At 67.3% G+C, this 21,021-nt stretch carries 19 protein-coding genes; 11 read left to right on the top strand and 8 right to left on the bottom strand.

Going from position 1 to position 21,021, the window contains the following annotated elements:
- Positions 1-45: 45 nt before the first annotated feature.
- Both pgfA and ACH46_RS19800 read right to left on the bottom strand, forming a co-directional pair.
- Positions 46-1,602: a cell envelope lipid trafficking protein PgfA gene (gene pgfA / locus ACH46_RS19805; protein WP_062394514.1), complete on the bottom strand. Its 1,557-nt coding sequence runs from the start codon at positions 1,600-1,602 to the stop codon at positions 46-48.
- Positions 1,603-1,653: 51 nt separating this feature from the next.
- Entirely contained in the window at positions 1,654-3,045 is a 1,392-nt protein-coding gene (locus tag ACH46_RS19800; protein WP_062395676.1) for an ABC1 kinase family protein, read from the bottom strand.
- A 167-nt stretch (positions 3,046-3,212) separates the two neighbouring features.
- Here ACH46_RS19800 and nadB point away from each other — a divergent pair, with 167 nt between their 5' ends.
- The 7 genes from nadB (at position 3,213) to ACH46_RS19770 (ending at position 10,021) form a co-directional block, all read left to right on the top strand.
- Positions 3,213-4,778 carry an L-aspartate oxidase gene (nadB, locus tag ACH46_RS19795; protein ID WP_062395674.1) on the top strand — a complete coding sequence of 522 codons (1,566 nt, stop codon included), beginning with the start codon at positions 3,213-3,215 and terminating at the stop codon, positions 4,776-4,778.
- A gap of 87 nt (positions 4,779-4,865) precedes the next feature.
- The gene (locus tag ACH46_RS19790) at positions 4,866-6,113 is read left to right on the top strand and encodes a hypothetical protein (RefSeq protein WP_062394513.1); all 1,248 of its coding nucleotides are present in this window, start codon (positions 4,866-4,868) and stop codon (positions 6,111-6,113) included.
- A gap of 110 nt (positions 6,114-6,223) precedes the next feature.
- Complete coding sequence (locus tag ACH46_RS19785) at positions 6,224-6,559, top strand: metal-sensitive transcriptional regulator (protein WP_062394511.1); 336 nt, start codon at positions 6,224-6,226, stop codon at positions 6,557-6,559.
- Positions 6,560-6,600: 41 nt separating this feature from the next.
- Positions 6,601-6,807 carry a heavy-metal-associated domain-containing protein gene (locus ACH46_RS19780; protein WP_062394509.1) on the top strand — a complete coding sequence of 69 codons (207 nt, stop codon included), beginning with the start codon at positions 6,601-6,603 and terminating at the stop codon, positions 6,805-6,807.
- On the top strand, positions 6,804-6,971 hold the full coding sequence (locus ACH46_RS21520; RefSeq protein ID WP_193392923.1) for a hypothetical protein: 168 nt from the start codon (positions 6,804-6,806) through the stop codon (positions 6,969-6,971). Before ACH46_RS19780 ends, ACH46_RS21520 begins: the two co-directional genes overlap by 4 nt.
- Positions 6,971-9,223 (top strand): heavy metal translocating P-type ATPase, encoded by a 2,253-nt coding sequence (locus tag ACH46_RS19775; RefSeq protein WP_062394507.1) that lies wholly within the window; start codon positions 6,971-6,973, stop codon positions 9,221-9,223. Before ACH46_RS21520 ends, ACH46_RS19775 begins: the two co-directional genes overlap by 1 nt.
- A gap of 303 nt (positions 9,224-9,526) precedes the next feature.
- Entirely contained in the window at positions 9,527-10,021 is a 495-nt protein-coding gene (locus ACH46_RS19770) for a ferritin (RefSeq protein ID WP_062394505.1), read from the top strand.
- Positions 10,022-10,079: 58 nt separating this feature from the next.
- Here ACH46_RS19770 and ACH46_RS19765 read toward each other — a convergent pair whose 3' ends face one another.
- Entirely contained in the window at positions 10,080-11,741 is a 1,662-nt protein-coding gene (locus tag ACH46_RS19765; protein ID WP_226995694.1) for an RNA-binding domain-containing protein, read from the bottom strand.
- A 139-nt stretch (positions 11,742-11,880) separates the two neighbouring features.
- Between ACH46_RS19765 and ACH46_RS19760 the strand changes: the two genes are divergently transcribed.
- From ACH46_RS19760 to pntB, 3 genes are all read left to right on the top strand, one after another.
- Positions 11,881-13,344: an FAD-binding protein gene (locus tag ACH46_RS19760; protein WP_062394504.1), complete on the top strand. Its 1,464-nt coding sequence runs from the start codon at positions 11,881-11,883 to the stop codon at positions 13,342-13,344.
- Between the two features lie 274 nt (positions 13,345-13,618).
- Positions 13,619-15,148: a Re/Si-specific NAD(P)(+) transhydrogenase subunit alpha gene (locus ACH46_RS19755; protein ID WP_062394502.1), complete on the top strand. Its 1,530-nt coding sequence runs from the start codon at positions 13,619-13,621 to the stop codon at positions 15,146-15,148.
- Between the two features lie 4 nt (positions 15,149-15,152).
- On the top strand, positions 15,153-16,601 hold the full coding sequence (gene pntB / locus ACH46_RS19750; RefSeq protein WP_062394501.1) for a Re/Si-specific NAD(P)(+) transhydrogenase subunit beta: 1,449 nt from the start codon (positions 15,153-15,155) through the stop codon (positions 16,599-16,601).
- A 141-nt stretch (positions 16,602-16,742) separates the two neighbouring features.
- Here pntB and ACH46_RS21160 read toward each other — a convergent pair whose 3' ends face one another.
- From ACH46_RS21160 to ACH46_RS19730, 5 genes are all read right to left on the bottom strand, one after another.
- Positions 16,743-16,895 (bottom strand): hypothetical protein, encoded by a 153-nt coding sequence (locus tag ACH46_RS21160; protein WP_236995107.1) that lies wholly within the window; start codon positions 16,893-16,895, stop codon positions 16,743-16,745.
- A 133-nt stretch (positions 16,896-17,028) separates the two neighbouring features.
- The gene (locus ACH46_RS21515) at positions 17,029-17,376 is read right to left on the bottom strand and encodes a hypothetical protein (RefSeq protein ID WP_062394499.1); all 348 of its coding nucleotides are present in this window, start codon (positions 17,374-17,376) and stop codon (positions 17,029-17,031) included.
- 119 nt (positions 17,377-17,495) lie between these two features.
- Positions 17,496-18,044, bottom strand: coding sequence for a polyhydroxyalkanoate synthesis regulator DNA-binding domain-containing protein (locus ACH46_RS19740; protein WP_062394497.1), 549 nt, complete (start codon positions 18,042-18,044; stop codon positions 17,496-17,498).
- Positions 18,045-18,187: 143 nt separating this feature from the next.
- On the bottom strand, positions 18,188-18,493 hold the full coding sequence (locus tag ACH46_RS19735) for a hypothetical protein (protein WP_062394496.1): 306 nt from the start codon (positions 18,491-18,493) through the stop codon (positions 18,188-18,190).
- Positions 18,494-18,602: 109 nt separating this feature from the next.
- On the bottom strand, positions 18,603-19,961 hold the full coding sequence (locus ACH46_RS19730) for a DUF445 domain-containing protein (protein WP_062394494.1): 1,359 nt from the start codon (positions 19,959-19,961) through the stop codon (positions 18,603-18,605).
- A 108-nt stretch (positions 19,962-20,069) separates the two neighbouring features.
- Between ACH46_RS19730 and ACH46_RS19725 the strand changes: the two genes are divergently transcribed.
- Positions 20,070-21,017 (top strand): ERCC4 domain-containing protein, encoded by a 948-nt coding sequence (locus ACH46_RS19725; protein ID WP_062394492.1) that lies wholly within the window; start codon positions 20,070-20,072, stop codon positions 21,015-21,017.
- Positions 21,018-21,021 lie beyond the last annotated feature (4 nt).

The following is a 21,021-nucleotide window of genomic DNA, read 5'->3' as shown; positions in this document are numbered from 1 at the left end:
GTCGAGTCACCATATGACTCGATTGGCAGGGGACGGGGATCCGCCCTACTCGTCGCGCTTGTACCTGTCGAAGTCCGGCATCGGCCGGGTCGGCTCCGCGGTGTACGGCGTGAAACCGTCCGACGGCGCCTCCGGTGCGCGGAAGGCCTCGGTGTCGGTGACGTCGGCGGGACTCTGAACCTGCTGCTCCGGCCGCGCGTACGGCGACGGCGGGAACGCCTCGGTCGGCGGGTCCTGCTGTGCGTCGTAGGCGGTCGGTGCGTCGTAGGCCGTCGGGATCGCCTGGGTCGACGACTCGTCGGGCAGCGGCGGCAGGACCGTGGTCTGACCGTCGTCCGCGGCGTCGTACGGCATGGCTGCCGCGGTCGGCGGGAGGACGGTGGTCTCCTCGGACGGGGCCGCCTGGGACTGGCCGTCGTCGTCACCCTCCGGGACCGGAGCCGCCTCGGGGTCGGCGTCGTTCTTGCCGCGACGGCCGCGCCACACGAGCAGCGCCCAGGCCAGCAGCATGAGGACGCCGAGCACGGCGAGGATGATCGGCACGATCACGCCGCCCATCCGCAGCTGGCCGAGGTACTTGTCGGCGCGCTCGGCCTGCTGGGCGACGGTCTCGTCGTTCCAGGCGAACTTGCCCTGCATCGCGGTCAGGCGGTACTCGCTCACGGCCTTGGGAAGGTCGCCGCTGTCATCGGGGGAGCGGAAGTACTGCTCCTGCTCCTCCTCACCGAAGATGATGGTGCCGGTCGTCGGCTCCACGTACACGTTGCGCACGGCCTTGCCGTACCGGTGCATGGTGATGAGGTCCTTGGACTTGACCCCCTTGCCGCGGATGCCCCACCAGCTGGCGGGCATGTTCAAGATGGTGCCGAGCGTCGCCTCGCCCTGCGGATTCGGCAGGTCGGACAGATCGCGCTCGGGGACCTCGGCGCGGAAGTGGTAGGTCTTGACGCCGTTGATCGTCTTTTCCTCGACGAACTTGGCGATCGCGTCCTGACGCGTGGTGGTGTCGTAGTAGTAATAGTCGGTCTTCTTGACGTCGAAACCGAACTTGTACTGGAAGCCCTTGCGGTCCTCCAACTTCACCGACGCGTCCTCGACGTTGCCGCCCTCGGCGACCTGGTCGGTCTGCAGCGAGCTGACGTTGCCGTTCGGTGCGGCGCTCTTGCGGTTCACCGACACGCGGTCCACCGTGGCGTTCAGGAGGCCGTCGTCGCATTTGCGCTCGGTGTCGCCCGGCGCCATCGTGACGTCGCGCTCCTTGCCCTTGGCGTCGCGCGTGCGGTCGATCTGCAGCGTCTGCCCGGACTGGAGGGTGGCCTGCTCGGCGTCGGACGGGTCGACGATCACCGAACGACGCTGCTGCGTCAGATGCGCCTGGAGGGTCGCCGCCTTCTTCGCGGTGACGGAGCAGCGGTCGAGGATCGTCGCCGGGAAGCGGTTGCCCGCGTCGCCGTCGGCGGCAACGCTGGTGGCGACCGAGGTGATGTCGAGGTCGAGCGGGACCACCTTCAGCTTCGGCACCAGATACGTCGGAACGGCGATGGCTGCGGCGATGCACGCGACACCGAGGAAGGCGAGCAGTGCCAGCGCGGCGCGTTTCATATCCGGTGGTCTCCTAGTCAGGTCGGGGTCGGTGTGCGATCGTGCGGTCGGTCAGTTGCTCGGCGTGCCGCGCGGGGCGGTGCCTCGGGCGCGGCGATCACGTTCGGCTTCCTTCATGATCCCCGCCATGTAGCCGTAGATCTCCCGATCGGAGATCGCCTTCCAGCGCGGAGCCAGCAGCTTCATGTACTTCTCTACATACAACAGCTGTTTGCCGACCAGCACCAACTCGCGGGGCAGGCGCGCGTCGTGCGCCTTCGCGACCGCCGCGAGCTGTCGTCCCAGGTCGGTGTACGACATCGACGCCATCTCGGTGGTCGAAAGCGGTGTCGTCAACTTCTTCAGATCGTCGCCGCCCTTGGCGGTGGAGCCCGGCTTGTGCACGGCGCCGAGCAGGAAGATGGCGCGGCCGGCGGAGTCGTAGTCCTGTTTGACGATCAGGTCGACGACCAGCTGACGCAGAATGCGGCGGGTGCGGGCGTCGAACCGGCCGACGATGCCGAAATCGAGCATCACCAACTTGCCTTCGTCGTCCACCAGGACGTTGCCCGCGTGGAGGTCACCGTGGAACAGGCCGCCGTGGAAGGCGGAGTCCAGCAGCGACAGCAGCAGGTTGCGGCAGAGCGCTTCGCCGTCGTGCCCGGCGGCGCGGACCGCGCGGACGTCGTCGATGCGGGTGGCGTAGATCCGCTCCATGGTCATCACGCGCGCGGTGGTGAGCTCGTCGTACACCTTCGGGACGCGGACGCGATCGCCGAACGGTCCCTGCTGCAGGCACTCGAACCACTCGGTCATGGTGGCGGCCTCGTTGCGGAAGTCGAGCTCGGAGTCGAGGCCGTCGGCGAAGTCCTCCACCACGTAGCGGGCGCTGAGCATACGGCCGTACTCGGAGAACTCGACGACGCCGGCCAGGCGTTCGAGGATCGCGACGTCGGGTGCCAGGCGGTCGGCGATGCCGGGCCGTTGGATCTTGACGACGACCTGGTCGCCGGACTTCAGAGTCGCGGTGTGGACCTGGGCGATCGACGCGGACGCGATCGGCGTCATGTCGAATTCGGCGAAGACCTCTTCGGGTTCGGCACCCAGGTCCTCGACGAAGATGCGGCGGATCGCGTCGGGGTCGGCCGGTGCGACATGGTCCAGGAGGCTCTCGAACTCGTCGGCCATGGTGGCGCCGAAGACTCCGGGGCTGGAGGCGATCAACTGGCCGAGCTTCACATAGGTGGGGCCGAGCTGCTCGAAGGTGCGGCGGAGTTCGTGGGCGAGGGTGGCGGTTCCGGGCCGACGGCCGTGCAGCAGGTCGGTGACCGACGTGGTCACCAGTCGTCCGGTTCCGAATGCGGTGTGGCCGGCGGTCCGTGCGAATCGGGTGACCTCCGAGAGCGCAGACACCCTGGGCAGACGGTCGCGGACCGCCGCTCCTTCTTCGTCGTTCTTGGTCATCACCATTCGAGATTGTAATGGACCAGGCGGTTTTCACCGGTCGACGACAGCCGTCCGGGTGACCCAGCGGCGTGTCGGCGATCGATGTGAGGTGGGTATCCGGAGGGGGAGGGCGTACTCTCGACGCAAAGTTTTCGATCGTAAGTCGATAACCGTTGGGAGTGGACATGGCGAAGCCTGATCGCAGTGACCTCGTGGTGGTGGGCGCGGGCGTCGCCGGATTGACCGCCGCGCTCGTCGCCGCCGCTGAAGGGCGGTCGGTGACCGTGTTGACGAAGGGGCGGGCGTGGGAGCCGTCGGGCGTCGAACACTCGACGTCCACCTTTTACGCGCAGGGCGGCATCGCGGTGGTCGAGCCCGACAACGCCGAGGACTCGGTCGCGCTGCACCTGGCCGATACGCTCGCAGCGGGCGCGGGCCTCACCGATCCGGTCGAGACCGAGCCGATCCTGGCCGACGGCTGGGCGGCCATCGCGCAACTCGTCGGGTGGGGCGCGGAGTTCGATCGCGGTGCGGACGGCCGGTTCCTGCGGACCCGCGAAGGCGGACACAGCGTCCGCCGCATCATCCACGCAGGCGGCGATGCGACCGGGGCGCGGGTGCAGGAGGCGCTGGCCGCCGCGGTCGCGGAGGCGCCGATCCGCGTCCTCGATCACGCCGTCGCCACGCAGATCCTGCTCGCCGAGGGGAGGGCCGTCGGCGTCGAATACGTGACGGACGGAGTGCGCGGTGTGGTGGCGGCATCGGCGGTGCTGCTCGCCACCGGCGGACTCGGACACGTCTACTCCGCCACCACCAATCCGTCGGGCTCCACCGGCGACGGCATCGCCCTCGCGTTGCGGGCCGGCGCGCAGGTGGCCGATCTGGAGTTCGTCCAGTTCCACCCGACCATGCTGTACGTGCCGGGTGCGCGCGGTCGTCGGACTCTCGTCAGCGAGGCGGTCCGCGGCGAAGGCGGCGTCCTGGTCGACGTCGACGGCCGCTCGGTGACAGAGGGCGTGCACCCGCTCGGTGACCTGGCCCCGCGCGACGTGGTGGCGCGCGCCGTCACGGCGGCCATGCTGCGCACCGGTGCCCCGCACGTCTGGCTGGACCTCTCGCCGGTCGCCGAGTTCGAGAAGCGATTCCCGACCGTCACCGCCGGCGTCCACGCGTCGGGTCTCGGCATCGACGACGGACGGTTGCCGGTGGTCCCCGGCGCCCACTATCTGTGCGGCGGTGTGGTGACCGACGGCGACGGCCGCACCAGCGTTCCCGGCCTCTACGCGGCGGGCGAGGTGGCGCGGACCGGTCTGCACGGTGCCAACCGGCTGGCGTCCAACAGCCTGCTGGAGGGCTTGGTGATGGGCCGGGCGACGGCTCGCGCCTCGGCCGCCGAGCCCGCGGTCCCGATCGGCGACGTCCCGTCGCTCACGGCCCTGCCCGCGTGCGATCGCACGGCCCTTCAAGACGCGATGTCGTCGAAGGTCGCACTCGATCGTTCGGCGGCCGGTCTGGACGAGGTCGCGGCGCTGCTCGAGGCCGCCCCCGTTCGGAGACTGGACACGGCGGCCGATGCCGAGGACGCGAATCTGACGCTGACCGCCCGCGCGGTGGTCGCCGCGGCGCGCGCCCGCGAGGAGTCGCGCGGCTGCCACTACCGGGCGGACTTCCCCGACACCGCCGCCGTCGGCGTTCCCCGGCGCTTCCGGTTCGTCGACGACGAGATGGTGGCCGCCGTTCCGATCGGCTGAATCGGAGACGTGCCAGGGTGTGGCCTCTGTCGGAGGTCGTCCGTAGACTCGTCGCAGCAGAGGTTCCCCGGGAAAGGTGATGTTGCGATGCGCAGTGGCGGTTGCTGGTCTTCGGTTGTCGCCACCGTGCAGGAACGCGCCGCGCTGCGGCTGACTCCGACCCATGACTGGCTCGTCGCCTGCGTGCTTCCGGCAGGTCACGACGGTGCCCACGCCTCCGACGGCGCGCAGCAGCACGCGGGTCGACGACGCTGGCTGCTCTGGGGTGACTACGCTCGCGGCGCCCAGAACCTCGCCGACGAGTTCGAGTGCTCCGCGCAGGCGCTCGACGGCGCTCCCTGCATGTTCTTCGCGGGACACGGCGGGCACCACCGCTACGCGGCTCCGCTCGGGGAGGACTTCCCCGCGAACCCGTCGCCGCAGCCCTTCGCGGCACCGCCGTTTCCGGCGCAGGCGGACAGTGGGAGGCATGAGATGAGGCCGTCCGGACCGGATGGTGTCGGACGCCATGGCGGACGAGACTCGATCCCGTCGCAGGCGGTTCCGCCGGAGCCTCGGCCCGTCGCGCCCCCGTGGATGCCCGCCGCCGGACCCGCCTCGCCGAATCCGGTCGGGGCGACGGCGCCTCGTCCCCATGCGGGTCCGGCGCACCTGCCGCCGTTGCCTCCCGAGGACGAGTCGATCAGCGTGGCGTCGCTCGACGCGCTCTTTGCGGGCATGCCCTCGCTGAAGGACCTGCCGCACACCGAACTCCTCGCGTTCCCGGAGGGGAGTTTCCGCAGCGTCGCTCCGTCGTGGCCCGATTCGCGCGGCGAGTACGTGGCGGAGCACCACCTCGCGAATCCGGTCGACCGCGAGGTGGTCGTTTCTGGTCCGGATCGGTTCGAACCCGCCGAAGCGCAGGACGACGAGATCATCGACGTCGAGGAGGTCCCGGATCCGGCTCGCGGCCGTCGTCGTGCGAAGCGTGATCGCTCGACTGAGCCGACGACCGGACGCCACGGTGCGGTCGTCGAGGCCGAGCCGGATCCCGCCGCGGAGGACGTGCCGCCCGGTTCGTGCTGGATGGAGGTCCGGCCCGGAGCCGCATCGGTGCTGACCACGCCGATGGTGCAGGTGATCTCCTCGAACGACGATCCGGTCCGGATGGGGGTGCCCACGGCGCGCCGCCGCCTGGCCGTCGATGGAGACGACCTGGAGTCGGTGACGTCGGCGGTGGAGGACGCGGCCGATCGGCTCCGCGCGCTGCCGGAAGCAGACGGTGAGGTCTCCGCCGCGTTGCAGGATGTCGGGCAGGCGCTTGCGCGTCTCTCCGACATCTTGCGCAACCGCTGATCCGAGTCCGCGCTACCCGCAGGATTGATACCCCCTAGGGGTAGACATGCGTCGAAATTCGGAGTAGAACTGTCTTCGAGATACCCAACGGGGGTATCGAAGGAGGCGAGATGACCGACAAGGAACAGTCCGCGGCGCACGATCACGCGGGCCACGATCACGCCGGTCACGGCTACCTGCCCGAGAAGGCCAAGTTCATCAGGCGGCTCAAGCTGATCGAGGGGCAGGCCCGCGGACTGCAGCGGATGGTGGAGGAGGAGGCGTACTGCATCGACATCCTCACCCAGGTCTCCGCGATGACCAAGGCGCTCGAGTCCGTCGGACTCGGCCTGCTGCACGACCATATGAACCACTGCGTCGTCGAAGCCGCGCGGGAGAGCGACGAGGCCGCCGAGGCCAAAGTCGACGAGGCCATGAAGGCCATCACCCGACTCGTCAAATCCTGATCCGTCCCAGAACCGTCACCATCACCGAGGAGTCCAGAATCATGAGCGCGAACACCACCATCACCGTCACCGGCATGACCTGCGGACACTGCGCCGCATCGGTCCGCGAAGAGATCTCCGAGATCGCCGGCGTCCAGCAGGTCGACGTCGACGTGGCCAGCGGCCGCGTGGACATCACCAGTGACGCTCCGCTCGATCCGGCCGCCGTCGGCGCTGCGGTCGCCGAAGCCGGCTACCAGGTCCAGTGACCGTCTCGGCGAGACCCGGCGCGCGGATCGCCGCGTTCGCCGCCGGACTCGCGGTGGTCTTCGGCGCCGCCTTCGGGATCGGCGCGGCCGTCGGCCCCTGGGACGACGCTCCCGCCCCGTCGCACTCTCCCGTGATGCAGCACGATCAGGAAGGAGTGCACTGATGACGCAGTCGATCGCCGACCGCGAAGTCGATCTGGAATTGATCGGCATGACCTGCGCGTCGTGCGCCAACCGGATCGAACGCAAGCTCAACAAACTCGACGGCGTCACCGCGACCGTCAACTACGCGACCGAGCAGGCGCACGTCGAGTACGAGGACGGGGTGACCCCGGACTCGCTGATCGACGCGGTCCGCGCGGCGGGCTACGACGCGACCCGGGTGGTCCCGCCGTCCGCCGAACCCGTGGGCGACGACGACGCACCCGCGCCGTCGCGCGCCGAGACCGAACTCGCCGCCCTGCGACAGCGGCTCATCGTGTCCGCGGTCCTGACCGTGCCGGTCATCGTCCTCGCGATGGTTCCGGCCTGGCAGTTCACCTACTGGCAGTGGTTGTCCCTGACGCTCGCCGCGCCCGTGGTGGTGTGGGGCGCCCTGCCCTTCCATCGCGCCGCGCTCGCGACCGCGCGCCACGGCACCACCACCATGGACACGCTGATCTCGGTCGGCACCCTCGCCGCCTTCGGGTGGTCGGTCTACGCGCTCTTCTGGGGCGACGCCGGCGTGCCCGGCATGACCCACGGATTCGATCTCGTCGCCTCCCGCGGCGACGGGTCGTCGAACATCTACCTCGAGGCCGCAGCGGGCGTCACCACCTTCCTGCTGGCCGGACGCTACTTCGAGAAGCGCTCCAAGCTCCGTGCGGGCGACGCGCTGCGCGCCCTCGCCGAGGTCGGCGCCAAGGACGTGACCGTCGTTCGCGACGGCCGCGAGATCACCGTGCCGATCGCCGACCTGAAGGTCGGGGAGCGTTTCGTGGTGCGGCCGGGTGAGAAGATCGCCACCGACGGTCAGGTGGTCGCCGGCGCGTCCGCCGTCGACCAGTCGATGCTCACCGGTGAGTCGATCCCCGTCGAGGTCGCCGAGGGCGACGCCGTGGTCGGCGGCACCGTCAATGCCCACGGTCGCCTGGAGGTGGAGGCCAAGGCCGTCGGCGCGGACACCGCGCTGGCCCACATGGCCAAGATGGTCGCCGATGCCCAGGCCGGCAAGGCGCAGGTCCAGCGGCTGGCCGACCGGATCTCCGCGTACTTCGTCCCGGTCGTCATCGCGATCGCCGTCGGAGTGCTCGGCTTCTGGCTCGGTGTCGGCGGGGGAGTGACCCTCGCGCTGACCGCGGCCGTCTCGGTCCTGGTCATCGCCTGCCCGTGCGCCCTCGGCCTCGCGACCCCCACCGCACTGATGGTCGGCACCGGGCGCGGCGCACAGCTCGGCATCCTGCTGAAGGGGCCCGAGGTGCTGGAGTCCACCCGCCGGGTCGACACCGTCGCGCTCGACAAGACCGGCACCGTCACGACCGGCGAGATGGCCGTGACCGAGCTGATTCCCGCCGACGGCGTCGACGAGGCAGACCTGTTGGCGCGGGCCGCCGCCGTCGAGGCGAACTCGGAGCACCCGATCGGCAAGGCCGTGGTCCGTCGCGCCGCCGACCTGGGACTCGACCTTCCGGGGACCGCCGAGTTCCGCAACCTGGCCGGTGCGGGCGTCACCGCCTTCATCGACGGTCTCCGCGTCACGGTCACCGGCCCGCGCGACGTCCCCGTCCCGCTCGACGACCGCATGCGGCAGCGGATCGACGCCGCCGCGGCGGCCGGTGCGACCCCGGTCGTGGTGACCTACCTCGATGCGGTCGCGGGCGTGATCGTCGTGTCCGACACCGTGAAGCCGACCTCCGCGGAGGCGATCGCCGAACTGAAGCGGATGGGCCTGCGTCCGGTCCTGCTGACCGGCGACAACGACGGCGCCGCCCGCCATGTTGCCGTACAGGTCGGGATCGACGAGGTGATCGCCGACGTGACGCCCGACGGAAAGGTGACCGCGATCGCCTCGCTGCAGGAGTCCGGCCGCGTGGTCGCCATGGTCGGCGACGGCGTCAACGACGCCGCGGCCCTGGCCTCCGCCGATCTCGGTCTCGCGATGGGCACCGGCACCGACGTCGCGATCGAGGCGGGCGACCTGACCCTCGTCAGCGGCGACCTGTGGGCCGTCGTCGACGCGATCGCCCTCTCCCGCAAGACGCTGTCGACGATCAAGGGCAACCTGTTCTGGGCCTTCGCCTACAACGTGGCGGCGCTCCCGCTCGCCGCGGCGGCTCTGCTGAACCCGATGATGGCGGGTCTGGCGATGGCCTTCTCGTCGGTCTTCGTCGTGGCCAACAGCCTGCGCCTGCGCGGGTTCCGCTCGCGACGAAGCTGATCGGAGTGAATCCTCGGCCCCGGCAGTTCCGACTGTCGGGGCCGAGACGGCTTTCAGGTGCTGTCGGATCCATTCCGGTGAGGCAGCGCACTGATGAGAAGAATAGCGACACGCATCATCCGAAAAATTCGAGTTTCAGATGGTGACGGAGCTCATCGACAAAGGTCTCCATAACTTAGGCGCACCCAACCTAATTCTATTGTGGTGACCCTTTCCTTGCTGGTCAGAACTGTTTCGAATGCCTACCGTGGAGTCATGACGGCGAAGCGATCGCCGATGATTCTTACCCAGGGGAGCGAAACAATGAAGATGAACGAAGACCTCGAAGTCGAATTCGGCAAGCAGATCACCCGCGAATTCAGTTCCGCGATGCTGTACCGCCAGCTGGCCGTCGAACTGGAATTGCGTGACCTTCCCGGAATGGCCTCGTGGATGCGGGCGCACTCGGCCGAGGAGCTGACCCACGCCGACCGTCTGATCGACCACCTGGTCGCTCGCGACAACCGCCCGGTGATCGGCGACATCGCGGTTCCGTCGATCAAGGCCGACACCGTCACCGAACTGTTCGAGTTCGCACTCGACGCTGAGCGTGAGATCTCGCTGTCGATCCGCAACCTGTACCTCGCGGCGCAGGCGCAGGGCGACATCGAGTCGCGCCCGACCCTCGACTGGTTCGTCACCGAGCAGGTCGAGGAAGAGGCGAACGTCGGCGAGGTGGTCGGCCGCCTGAGGATGGTCAACGAGGACGGGCCCGGCCTGCTGCGCATGGACGCCGAGCTGGCTGCGGTTCCCGCCTGATCGTCGAAGCTCGAGAAGCGGCCCGTCGGAGTCTGACTCCGGCGGGCCGTTAGTCGTCCTATTGCGGCGTGCCGGGTAGAACGTAGTGAGCGCCGCGCCGTTCACCTCGCAGTGCGAGACGCCCGTCGGTGGCGAGCTGTTTGAGTATTCGGCTCGCCTGCGGCGGTGTGATCTGGCAGAGCTCAGCAGCTTGGGCGCGCGAGATTGAACTGTAGGCGCTCACATAATCGAGGATCATCCGCTCCTGCTGAAGCGGGTCTGCACCCTTGACGCGAACGTAGGCGTTTCGGTCCTGGGCCAGGTCGTAGAACCTTGCTGTCAGGTGGTACTTCCGACTCCGACCCGTTCCTCGTGACTCCAGGATTCCTTTCTCAACCAATCGTCCAAGATTGGTCTTGGTGGCCACGCTCGGCGCGTTGAGCGCTTCGGTGACCTCGGTGCTGGTCGCAGAGCCGGAGGACTTGACTTCATGGACGATCCGGAGTTCGTCCAGGTTGAGCGGGTGCTGTTGATCATCTTCCCAAGTGAGGAGAAAGCGGACGAGATCGAGGTCAGCATTTCCGAGTGGTACGGAGACGATGACGCCTGCGTCGGTACTTCGGGCATAGTCGGGGGCGCTGCGGCCGGCCCGCAGTTGTTGCTCGAACATGTCGTTGACCCCCTTTCCTCGACGCTCGACCACACCTGCTCGTTTCAGAGCGGCCGCGAGAATCGGGCTGCGAGGGCGGGACTGGTCAAGGATGTTGGTGGCTGTGACACCTGGCGGAAAGCTTCCTGGGCTGGAGACAACGAACTCGCTGTCGGTGATCTGAACAGTGATCGGCCCGAGTGATGCGTAATCACGATGGACGAGGGCGTTGGCAATGGCTTCGCGACGGGTTACTGACGGGATCAGTGGGATCTCCACACGATGAATGCCGACAGTCAGCTCGGTGATGGTGTTCCGCTCGTCGATGAGGGCTTGGATGTGTTCCGCCGCTTTCAGTAGAGGTTCGACGATACGTACGTTTGCGGTGTCGATGCCGACCCGAAGGTCTTGAAAGAGGCATTCGGCGTTGGGGATCCATCGCGATATCGCCTCGCCGGTACCGAACAGGAGGATGGCACCCAGGCTGATCGGCGCTGTCAGCGGCACCAAGCCGAGTGCTCTCAGGATGTCGTTGTCGGTGAGGTTGGCGATGCTGTCGCCGGCGATCGCAGCGAACCGTCGAAACCGGTCGAACTCGTTCGGGTCGAGGTCGAGTTCAGTCGCTCCGAGTGCGATCGAGCCCGCGAAATCCTGGCCGCGGCTCAGCATGCCCATGCTGACGATTTCGTGAGGGGTCATCGGAACACATGCGGGACGCCCCGTGGGGTCGAGTGTTCGCCGCGTGAACACTCCGAGCTTCGTGCCTATGGGGCCGGGATCGGCGACAGGTACGTCGATGCGGATGATGGAGAACCCGTCGACCATGTCGATTCGGACTGCGACTGCGAGTGCAGGCTCCGTGGCGGCCTGTATGTATGCCGCTACGCGGTTCGGGTCAGTTTCACCAGGATGGCGAGGTTTTGCGCCGACCAGGGTTCCGTCGTCATCGACGCCGATCAGTAGTGTGCCACCCTTACCGTTGGCCAGGCATGCGACAGCTTTCGCAAGCTCCTTGTCGGTGATGTCCCGCTTGAACTCTACGGCCAAGCTCTCGCCTGAACGGATGAGGTCGGCTGTGTCCACGATTGCCATTATTCATAAATATAAAAAGTTAGTCAACGAATCGGACTGGACTCATAAGTAATAAATCTCGAGTTGAAGGCGTCGGTGCGCCGGTCCGCTGCACTTCAGTTCCTAGAACACGTTCTAGTTCTGGTCTACGCTGGTCGGCATGAGTGGACTCGATCTCCCCGACATCGTCAACGCCTCCGACGTCACCGGCTACAGCGACACCGTCGACGTGCTCGTGATCGGCGCCGGGATCGGTGGTTGCTGCGCCGCCGCCGAAGCCGCTGCGGCCGGTGCCTCCGTCCTCGTCCTGGAACGCTCCGCTGCGGCGGGCGCCACCACGTGCATGGCCGGCGGCCACTTCTATCTGGGCGGCGGGACCGCGGTGCAGAAGGCGACGGGCCACGACGACAGCCCCGAGGAGATGGCCAAGTACCTCACGGCGGTCTCGCTGGAACCCGAGCCGGAGAAGATCAAGGCCTACTGCGACGACAGCGTCGACCATTTCAATTGGCTCGAAGGTCTCGGCTTCCAGTTCGAGCGCTCCTACTACCCGGAGAAGGCCGTCATCCAGCCGCAGACGCAGGGGCTGATGTACACCGGCAATGAGAAGGTGTGGCCGTTCTGTGAACAGGCCGTTCCGGCACCCCGCGGACACAAGGTGCCCGTCCCCGGCGACACGGGCGGCGCGGGCATGGTCATCGAGCTGCTCGTCAAACGGCTCGCCGACCTCGGCGTCGAGATCCGGTACGAGACAGGAGCGCGCCGGCTTGTCGTCGATGACGCGGGCGCCGTCGCGGGCGTCTACTGGAAGGACGGCCCCGAGGACGGGTTCATCAAGGCGTCGTCGGTCGTGATCGCGGCGGGCGGCTTCGTGATGAATCCCGACATGGTCGCCCGGTGGGTGCCGCAGCTCGCCGAGAAGCCCTTCACTCTCGGCAACACCTTCGACGACGGCCTCGGCATCCGATTGGGCGCCTCCGTCGGGGCGGAGCTGAAGCACATGGATCAAGCGTTCATCACCGCGCCGGTGTATCCGCCGTCGATTCTCCTCACCGGATTGGTGGTCAACAAGGAGGCGAAGCGGTTCGTCGCGGAGGATTCTTATCACTCCCGCACGTCGGGATTCGTGATGGACCAGACCGATCACGCCGCGTATCTGATCGTCGACGAAGCCCACATGCAGCGTCCGGAATTTCCGTTGGCGCCGTTCATCGACGGTTGGGAGACGGTCGAGGAGATGGCCGACGGACTCGGTCTGGATCGGGCCGCGCTGGCCGCGACCCTCGACCGTTACAACGAGTACGCGGCCAAGGGGGAGGACCCCGACTTCCACAAGAGCGCCGACTTCCTCGCCCCGCAGGACACAGGCCCGTGGGCGGCCTTCGACATGACCCTCGGAAAAGCCCTCTACGCAGGCTTTACGGTCGGTGGCATGGCGACCTCGGTCGACGGTGAAGTCCTCGCCGAAGACGGCTCGCCGGTGCCCGGCCTGTATGCCGCGGGAGCCTGCGCGGCGAACCTCGCGCAGGACGGAAAAGGCTATTCCAGCGGCACGCAGCTGGGCGAGGGGTCATACTTCGGACGACGCGCGGGCCGTCACGCTGCTCAGGTTGTCAAGGGTTAGAACCGACTTACTCCAGAGTAAGTGACCTAGCTAACCGACACCGGGGGTGCATGGTGCCGCGTGCTAAGTTCATGCCACGTTTTCCATCAGCAGGCTAGGTCTAATGACTCCTGCGGCGTGTCGCGCGAGTTCGATGAAGCACTGGCCGGCCTCAGGCATGACGCCCGTACATCCCGGCGGGTTCTGCCCTGGTGTCCTTCAGCGCGTTGTCGAATCCTTGTGTGCCGCGTTCTGTGAGACAAGGTGAGGCAATGAGTGTGGGAGAGGCAGTGACATGCTGATCGGCATCCCCCGGGAATCCAAGGCAGGCGAGACTCTCGTCGCCGCGACCGGCAAGACGGTCGCACAACTACAAACGCTCGGCTACGACGTCATCGTCCAGGCCGGTGCAGGCGAGCTCGCCGAACAGCCCGACAAGGCGTTCAGCGATGCGGGCACGCGAATCGGCACGGTCGAGGAGGTGTGGGGCGCCGACATCGTCGTGAAGGTGAATGCACCGACCGACGAGGAGATCGCGCGTCTGCGCCGCGGCGCCGTGCTGATCTCGATGATGGCTCCGGGGCGCAACCCCGAGCTGCTCGAGAAGCTGCAGAACGCGGGCGTCACGGCGCTGGCCATGGACGCGGTGCCGCGTATCTCGCGCGCCCAGTCGATGGACGTGCTGTCGTCGATGGCCAACGTCGCCGGCTACCGCGCCGTCGTCGAGGCTGCGCACGAGTTCGGCCGGATGTTCACCGGACAGGTGACCGCCGCGGGCAAGATCCCGCCGGCCCGCGTGTTCGTGGTCGGTGCCGGCGTGGCCGGTCTGGCCGCCATCGGCGCCGCATCGGCGATGGGTGCGGTCGTCCGCGCCTTCGACGTGCGTCCCGAGGTGGCCGAGCAGGTCCAGTCGATGGGCGCCGAGTTCGTCCAGGTCGATTTCGAGGCGGAGAAGTCCGAAGACGGCTACGCCAAGGAGATGACGGCCGAGCAGGAGGCTGCGACGGCGTCGATGTACGACGAGGAGGCTCGAGGCGCCGACATCGTCATCACGACCGCGCAGATCCCGGGCCGTCCGGCACCGCGACTGATCTCCGCGGAGACTGTCGCCGCCATGAAGCACGGTTCGGTCATCGTCGACATGGCGGCCTCCAGCGGCGGCAACGCCGCAGGCGCCGTCGCCGACGAGAAGGTCGTCACCGAGAACGGTGTGACCATCCTCGGCTACACCGACCTGGCCGGTCGTCTGGCCGCGCAGACCTCGCAGCTGTACGGCACCAACATCGTCAACCTGTTGAAGCTGCTGACGCCGGAGAAGAACGGCGAGCTGACGCTCGACATGGACGACATCGTCCAGCGCGGCATCACCGTGACCCGGGACGGCGAGGGCATGTGGCCGCCGCCGCCCGTGCAGGTGTCCGCAGCTCCGAAGGCCGCCGCCGTCGAGGTGCCGGTCGCGGAGCCGAAGGAGCCGATGTCGCCGGCCAAGAAGGTCGGCCTGGCTCTGATCGGCATCATCCTGTTCGGTGTGGTCGTGGCCTTTGCGCCCGCGCCGCTGCCCGAGCACTTCACCGTGCTGATGCTGGCGATCGTCATCGGTTACTACGTGATCGGCAATGTGGCGCACGCGCTGCACACGCCGCTGATGTCGGTGACCAATGCGATCTCGGGCGTCGTCATCGTCGGTGCGCTGCTGCAGCTCGCGACGAACAACGTGACCGTCATGGTCCTGGCGACGATCGCGATCCTGGTGGCCTCCATCAACGTCTTCGGTGGTTTCGCGGTCACGCGCCGCATGCTCGCCATGTTCAGTAAGGGGGCGTGACCCAATGACCATCACTGCAGTCTCCATCGCGACCTACGTCATCGCGTCACTGCTCTTCGTCCTCTCCCTCGCGGGACTGTCGAAGCACGAGTCGGCCAAGAGCGGACTCACCTACGGCATCGTCGGCATGGCGTTCGCCCTGATCGCCACCATCGCGCTGGTCGTCGAGAAGATCTTCGACCTCGATGAGATCGACCTGAAGTGGCTGCCGCTGGTGCTGCTCTTCGGCGCCATGCTCGTCGGTGCGCTCATCGGTCTGTGGCAGGCCAAGATCGTCGAGATGACCGGCATGCCCGAGCTCATCGCCCTGCTGCACTCGTTCGTCGGCCTCGCCGCCGTCCTGATCGGCTGGAACGGCGCCATCCAGGGTGCGCACCTCGAAGGCGTCGCCGACGCCGACCGCGGTGCCCTCATCGGCATCCACTCGGCCGAGGTCGCGATCGGCATCTTCATCGGCGCCGTGACCCTCACCGGTTCGATCGTCGCCAACCTGAAGCTGTCGGCCAAGATGAAGTCCGCGCCGCTGATGCTGCCGGGCAAGAACTTCATCAACGTCGGCTCGCTGGTCGTCTTCGCGGTCCTCACGGGCATCTACGTCGCCCGCGACGCCAAGGACGACACCACCGGCTTCATCCTGCTGGCCGTCATCACCGCGCTCGCGCTGTTCCTCGGCTGGCACCTGGTCGCATCGATCGGCGGCGGCGACATGCCGGTCGTCATCTCGATGCTGAACTCGTACTCCGGTTGGGCCGCGGCCGCGTCGGGCTTCCTGCTCAACAACGATCTCCTGATCGTCACCGGTGCACTGGTCGGCTCCTCGGGTGCCTACCTGTCGTACATCATGTGCAAGGCGATGAACCGCTCGTTCATCTCCGTCATCGCCGGCGGCTTCGGCATCGAGGCCCCGAAGTCGGACGACACCGACTACGGCGAGCATCGCGAGATCCAGGCCGACGCCGCAGCCGAGCTGCTGTCGAGCGCCAAGAGCGTCGTCATCACGCCGGGCTACGGCATGGCCGTCGCCCAGGCGCAGTACCCGGTGGCCGACCTGACCTCGAAGCTGCGCGCCAAGGGCATCGACGTCCGGTTCGGCATCCACCCGGTCGCCGGTCGTCTGCCCGGTCACATGAACGTGCTGCTGGCCGAGGCCAAGCTGCCGTACGACATCGTGCTGGAGCTCGACGAGATCAACGACGACTTCGAGAACACCGACGTCGTCCTGGTCATCGGTGCCAACGACACGGTGAACCCGGCCGCCGCCGAGGATCCGGGCTCCCCGATCGCAGGCATGCCGGTGCTCGAGGTCTGGAACGCCAAGGACGTCATCGTCTTCAAGCGTTCGATGGCCGCCGGTTACGCCGGCGTCCAGAACCCGCTGTTCTTCCGCGACAACACGCAGATGCTGTTCGGTGACGCGAAGGACCGTGTCGAGGACATCATCGCCGCGCTGTAGTTCTCCGCACATCGGCCCCTTCTCCCGCTCGGGAGGAGGGGCCGACGTGTTTCTCGCACAGCCACCACCCATAGGCGCCGAGAATCGGACATTCGAGGGTGTCAGGCCGTCGTACGCGTTGGTAGTGCGAGCGGGTGACGGTCAGAGGTCGAGGAAATCTCGGATCCAGATGCGGACGCCACGGAGCGTCGTCGCGTCGGTGCCGCCCGCGTGCCCGCGGATCCGATCGCGGGCGATGGTTCGGACCTGTTCGGTCATGGACCACGACTCCGCGGACAGGTCGCTGCCGGTCACCGGCACATGGTTCGGCCATCCGCGGTCGACGGCCGTGATTCCGCTGGTGCGGCGGCCGGTGCACGCTCAGGCCGCACTTCTGACCCGCTATGTGGGACGGAAGTACCGCATAAGCGCTTTCGGGGGCGGGGCGTCAGGCGCTCTTGCGCACCAGAGGCAGGCGCTCGACCTGCTCCACGACGGTGTCGGCGATGGACTGGACGTCGCTGTCGGTCGGGAGAACGCGGTCGCGGAGGCGCTCGACGCGACGAACGGTGCCGTTCTCCAGATCGGTGGCCGAGTCGATGACGGAGTCGACGACGTCCTTGGTGCCATCGGCCAGCGACGCCAAGATCCTGGAGAAGCGCGGGCGGGCGACAGTGCTCTTCGTAGCGGTGCTCTTCGCGGCGGCGACCTTCTTGGCTGCGGTCTTCTTGCTCGCGGTCTTCTTGGTGGTCTTGCCCGAGTTCTTGGTGGTGGTCTTGGTGGCGGCGGTGCTCATGGGATTCTCCGTTTCCTCATTACGCGATTGCGTAATACCGAATTTACGCATCGCGTAGACAATTATGCAATGCGTAATCAATGTGATCTGGATCTCTCCTGAGCGGCGACCCCGGGGTGCTACGACTCGGTGTCAGCGTTCTTCTCCGCCGCGTCCACCTGATGTGCGATCAGCGCGGACACCGCCTGGGTCAACTGAGAGACTTGATCGCGCAATTCGCGGATCTCCGCCTCCTGTCGCTCGATCTGCTCGTTGGCCGCGTCGTTGGCGGGTGGCTGCGCCTGCGGCGGCGTCTGGGTCGGTGTCGGTTCCGGGGTGGGCTCGGACGAAGCGGCGGAGCGGGCGGTGTCCTGCGAGGTCACGCCTGCGGCCCTGAGGACCTCGCCGGCGGCGCCGTCGACCACGGCGGCCGCGGTGCCGGCCGATCCGCGCAGCAGGTCGGCGAGCAGGTTGGACGACCCGGGGGAGCTCTGAACACGTCGGCGCAAGACTTGTGCGAGGACCTCATCGGTCCGATCGGCGCCGGTGTCGTGGTCTTTGATGAGGATGCGGACGCCTGACTCGAGGAGCTTGGCTACCTCGTCGAGTGTGGTGAACTTGCGGCGCACGGAGTCGTACAGCTTGCGGTTGGAATACCGCTTGATCAGGTACGGATCGTCGTCGGCCATGAGGGGGTGCTCCTTCGGGAAGTGGCGGATCGGCGTGCGAGTGGGACTGCAGTCCGGCGAACTCAGCCTACGCAGTCGGTCGGGGCACGCGACTCGTCCGGACAGCGGCTGCTGCCCGGACGAGGAGTGGTGTGGTTCGTCGGCTACTCCGCCGAGTCATCGGCCTTGTCGGTCGAGACGCGGAGGTTGGCGAGCTTCTCCACCTGTTCGGCGAGGTTCTTCACGTGCTTGCGCAGTGCCTCGATGTCGTCGCTGGACGGCGTCAGCTTCTCGATGGCATCGTCGGCGTGCTCGCGGACGGTCCGCTCGACGTCGCCTGCGGACTCGAGCAGCCCATCGACCAGGGTGCGAGTGGAGTCGACGACGGAACTGAGGAAGTCGGTGATCTGCGTTTCGGGAGCGACGGTGGACTTGGTGGCGGTCTTCGCGGGGGTGGTTGCCTTGGCCATGACGGCCTCCTTCGGTTCTGGAGAGGTGTTCGCGGTTGCGTAATAAAAGTATTACGCATCGCATCATCGTTACGCAATGCGTAGTGATGTAGATAACATTCGATGCGGGTCAGACACTGAAGTGTTCGACGAGGAGTACTTGGAGTTCGCCGACGAGGAAGCCGAGGATCGCGCCGACCATGATCAGGGTCCGCTCGTCGGCTTGGAAGGCCGGTCGCAGGACGCCCTCGAACTCCTCCGGCGTCATGGCCTTCATCTTCTCGTCGAGGATCGCCGCGATGTCGAGGGCCCTCTCCAGGTAGTCCTGCGCCGGCTCGAGGACTCGGGGAAGAGCGTCGACGAGGTCGGACGCCGCAGCCTGGCACATCGGTCCCACCTGAATGGCATCGAGGCCGATGCCCGTGACCCCCTTGAGTGGGCCGCTCAGCGTTCCCGATGCGACGCCGAGCAGATTTCCGAGAGTGAGTCCGCCGACCCCGAGCTTGTCGACGCCCCCGAGATCGCCGACCTCGGCGCGGACGATCTGTTCCATACTTCCCAGGTGCTCGCGCACTGAGTCCTCGATCACCTCGGCGACCAGATCGACCACCTGGTCGCGGTGCGGCCCCTCGAAGAGTCCCCGCACCAGTCGGTCGGAGGTCAGCACGCGGTTCGCGATGAGGGCGGCGTATTCCTCGGAGACCGGGATGCGATGCTTGAGGAACAGGCCCTGCCAGGTGATGAGTCCGAAGTACTTCGTCGGCTCCTTGGGGTTGAAGATCAGCCGCAGCGCGGCCCAGTCGGTGAACCAACCGGTGAAGAGGCCGAAGAACGGCATGACCCACGGATTGTGGAACAGCGCCCAGACCGCCACCTGCACCAGGCCGATCAGGAAGCCGAACACGAGACCGCTGCGCCGGATGAAGGCGAACTCGCGGCGACCGACCTCCAGGAACATCTTCTCCAGGGTCTCCGGATCGGCGAGGAACTCCTTCGTCACCATCTCCTGGAGGTCGAAGACGTCGTCGATGTGCTCGGTCAGCGCATCCGTCATCTCCACCACCACGTCGAGCGAGGCGCGCTGCGCGCGTTCGACCACCGCGTCGCGCACGGGTCCGGGCAGGAGATTCCATGCGGCAGGCTGATACTCCGGTGCCACGGATCGGACGATCGTGGACACCTGCGCGCGCAGCGGACGTTCGATCAGCGCCGCCAGCTCGGGGCCGTCGACCCTCGCCACGATCTCCGACGACGAGATGAGTCTGCCGGTGAGCGTCTCGCGCAGGACGGCGACCATCTCCGGTGCGCGCTTGGGGATGATGCCCTGCCAACCGAGGACGCCGAGGCCGCGGAACTTGTGCGGACGGAACATCATCTTGATCGCGACGATCTTGGTGCCCCAACCGATGAGGGCGGCGATCACGGGCATCGTGGCATAGATGGGCCAGTTCCGACCGAAGTCAGCAACGATCTCCGACCACGATTGCATTCAAGCCTCCCGAGCGCTCGCCGTGACCTGCATTCTCGCGCAACGCAAGGGTGGTGTGTCACCGTTCCGTCAGACGCGTCGACGGGAGTGAGCGGATAGGCTCACGGTGTGCCCGACGATTTCCTGATCGCACGGAACCCCGAAGAGGGATCGACGCTGCCGTACCTGGTGCGCATTCCCATCGGGCCGCGAGGCATCGTACTCAAGGTGCGCGACACCTGGCCCGGAGCGACCAAGGTCTACTGCCACCGCGCCGACGAGTGGCCGGCGGATCCGGAGATCGTCGAGACCCTGCCGGTGAAGTCTGTCAGCAAGCGCGGGGCGGCCATCGACCTCGTCGTCGACCGCGCCCGCAAGTCCCGCTCACAGTTCGTCATCACGCAGGCGCGCGGACGAGAGATGATCTTCTGGCAGTCGCGCCAGACCGCGAAACAGGCCCGACCGAATGTCGCGCTGCCGACGGCGCGCGCCCACGGCTCGGTCCTCGACATCGTCGTCGACACCGGCGAGCGCTACGCCTGGAACTTCGGCCACCAGCAGGCCAACGTCGAGAAGCGCAAGCTGAAGGTTGGCGACTACGGGGTGTTCGACGGCGACGAGCTGATCGCGAGCATCGAACGCAAGAGCATGGGCGACCTCGCGTCGAGCCTCCTGTCCGGAAAACTGAACTACGGCCTCGCCGAGATGTCCGAGCTGTTCCGCGCGGCGGTCGTGGTGGAGGCGCCGTACAGCCAGGCGTTCAAACAGGAGCACGCGAGCGGCGCGTCGCTCGCGGAAGCCGTCGCCGAAGCGCAGATCCGCTTCCCGAACGTCCCCATCGTCTTCTGCGACAACCGCAGCCTGGCCCAGGAGTGGTCGTACCGGTGGCTGGGCGCCGCGCTGCACGAGTACGGGCAGCGAAAGGGGACCGACGCGGTGGTCGCGACCATGGCCGAGGGGCCCGAAGCGTCGCCGAAGCAGATCCGGGAGTGGGCGACGACCCAGGGACTCGACGTTCCCGAGCGCGGGCGGATACCAAAGGCGATCCGTGCGGCGTGGGAGCAGCGGAACGGCTGACCGA

It is taken from the genome of Gordonia phthalatica, from assembly GCF_001305675.1.
Taxonomy (GTDB): Bacteria; Actinomycetota; Actinomycetes; order Mycobacteriales; family Mycobacteriaceae; genus Gordonia; species Gordonia phthalatica.
Note: the sequence above shows the minus strand (reverse complement) of the source record. Positions and strands in the feature narration are given on the sequence as shown.

Coding starts and splice junctions, on each gene's coding strand:
- pgfA (WP_062394514.1), bottom strand. CDS start 1,602: ATGAAACGCGCCGCGCTGGCACTGCTCGCCTTCCTCGGTGTCGCGTGC.
- ACH46_RS19800 (WP_062395676.1), bottom strand. CDS start 3,045: ATGACCAAGAACGACGAAGAAGGAGCGGCGGTCCGCGACCGTCTGCCC.
- nadB (WP_062395674.1), top strand. CDS start 3,213: ATGGCGAAGCCTGATCGCAGTGACCTCGTGGTGGTGGGCGCGGGCGTC.
- ACH46_RS19790 (WP_062394513.1), top strand. CDS start 4,866: ATGCGCAGTGGCGGTTGCTGGTCTTCGGTTGTCGCCACCGTGCAGGAA.
- ACH46_RS19785 (WP_062394511.1), top strand. CDS start 6,224: ATGACCGACAAGGAACAGTCCGCGGCGCACGATCACGCGGGCCACGAT.
- ACH46_RS19780 (WP_062394509.1), top strand. CDS start 6,601: ATGAGCGCGAACACCACCATCACCGTCACCGGCATGACCTGCGGACAC.
- ACH46_RS19775 (WP_062394507.1), top strand. CDS start 6,971: ATGACGCAGTCGATCGCCGACCGCGAAGTCGATCTGGAATTGATCGGC.
- ACH46_RS19770 (WP_062394505.1), top strand. CDS start 9,527: ATGAAGATGAACGAAGACCTCGAAGTCGAATTCGGCAAGCAGATCACC.
- ACH46_RS19765 (WP_226995694.1), bottom strand. CDS start 11,741: ATGGCAATCGTGGACACAGCCGACCTCATCCGTTCAGGCGAGAGCTTG.
- ACH46_RS19760 (WP_062394504.1), top strand. CDS start 11,881: ATGAGTGGACTCGATCTCCCCGACATCGTCAACGCCTCCGACGTCACC.
- ACH46_RS19755 (WP_062394502.1), top strand. CDS start 13,619: ATGCTGATCGGCATCCCCCGGGAATCCAAGGCAGGCGAGACTCTCGTC.
- pntB (WP_062394501.1), top strand. CDS start 15,153: ATGACCATCACTGCAGTCTCCATCGCGACCTACGTCATCGCGTCACTG.
- ACH46_RS21515 (WP_062394499.1), bottom strand. CDS start 17,376: ATGAGCACCGCCGCCACCAAGACCACCACCAAGAACTCGGGCAAGACC.
- ACH46_RS19740 (WP_062394497.1), bottom strand. CDS start 18,044: ATGGCCGACGACGATCCGTACCTGATCAAGCGGTATTCCAACCGCAAG.
- ACH46_RS19735 (WP_062394496.1), bottom strand. CDS start 18,493: ATGGCCAAGGCAACCACCCCCGCGAAGACCGCCACCAAGTCCACCGTC.
- ACH46_RS19730 (WP_062394494.1), bottom strand. CDS start 19,961: ATGCAATCGTGGTCGGAGATCGTTGCTGACTTCGGTCGGAACTGGCCC.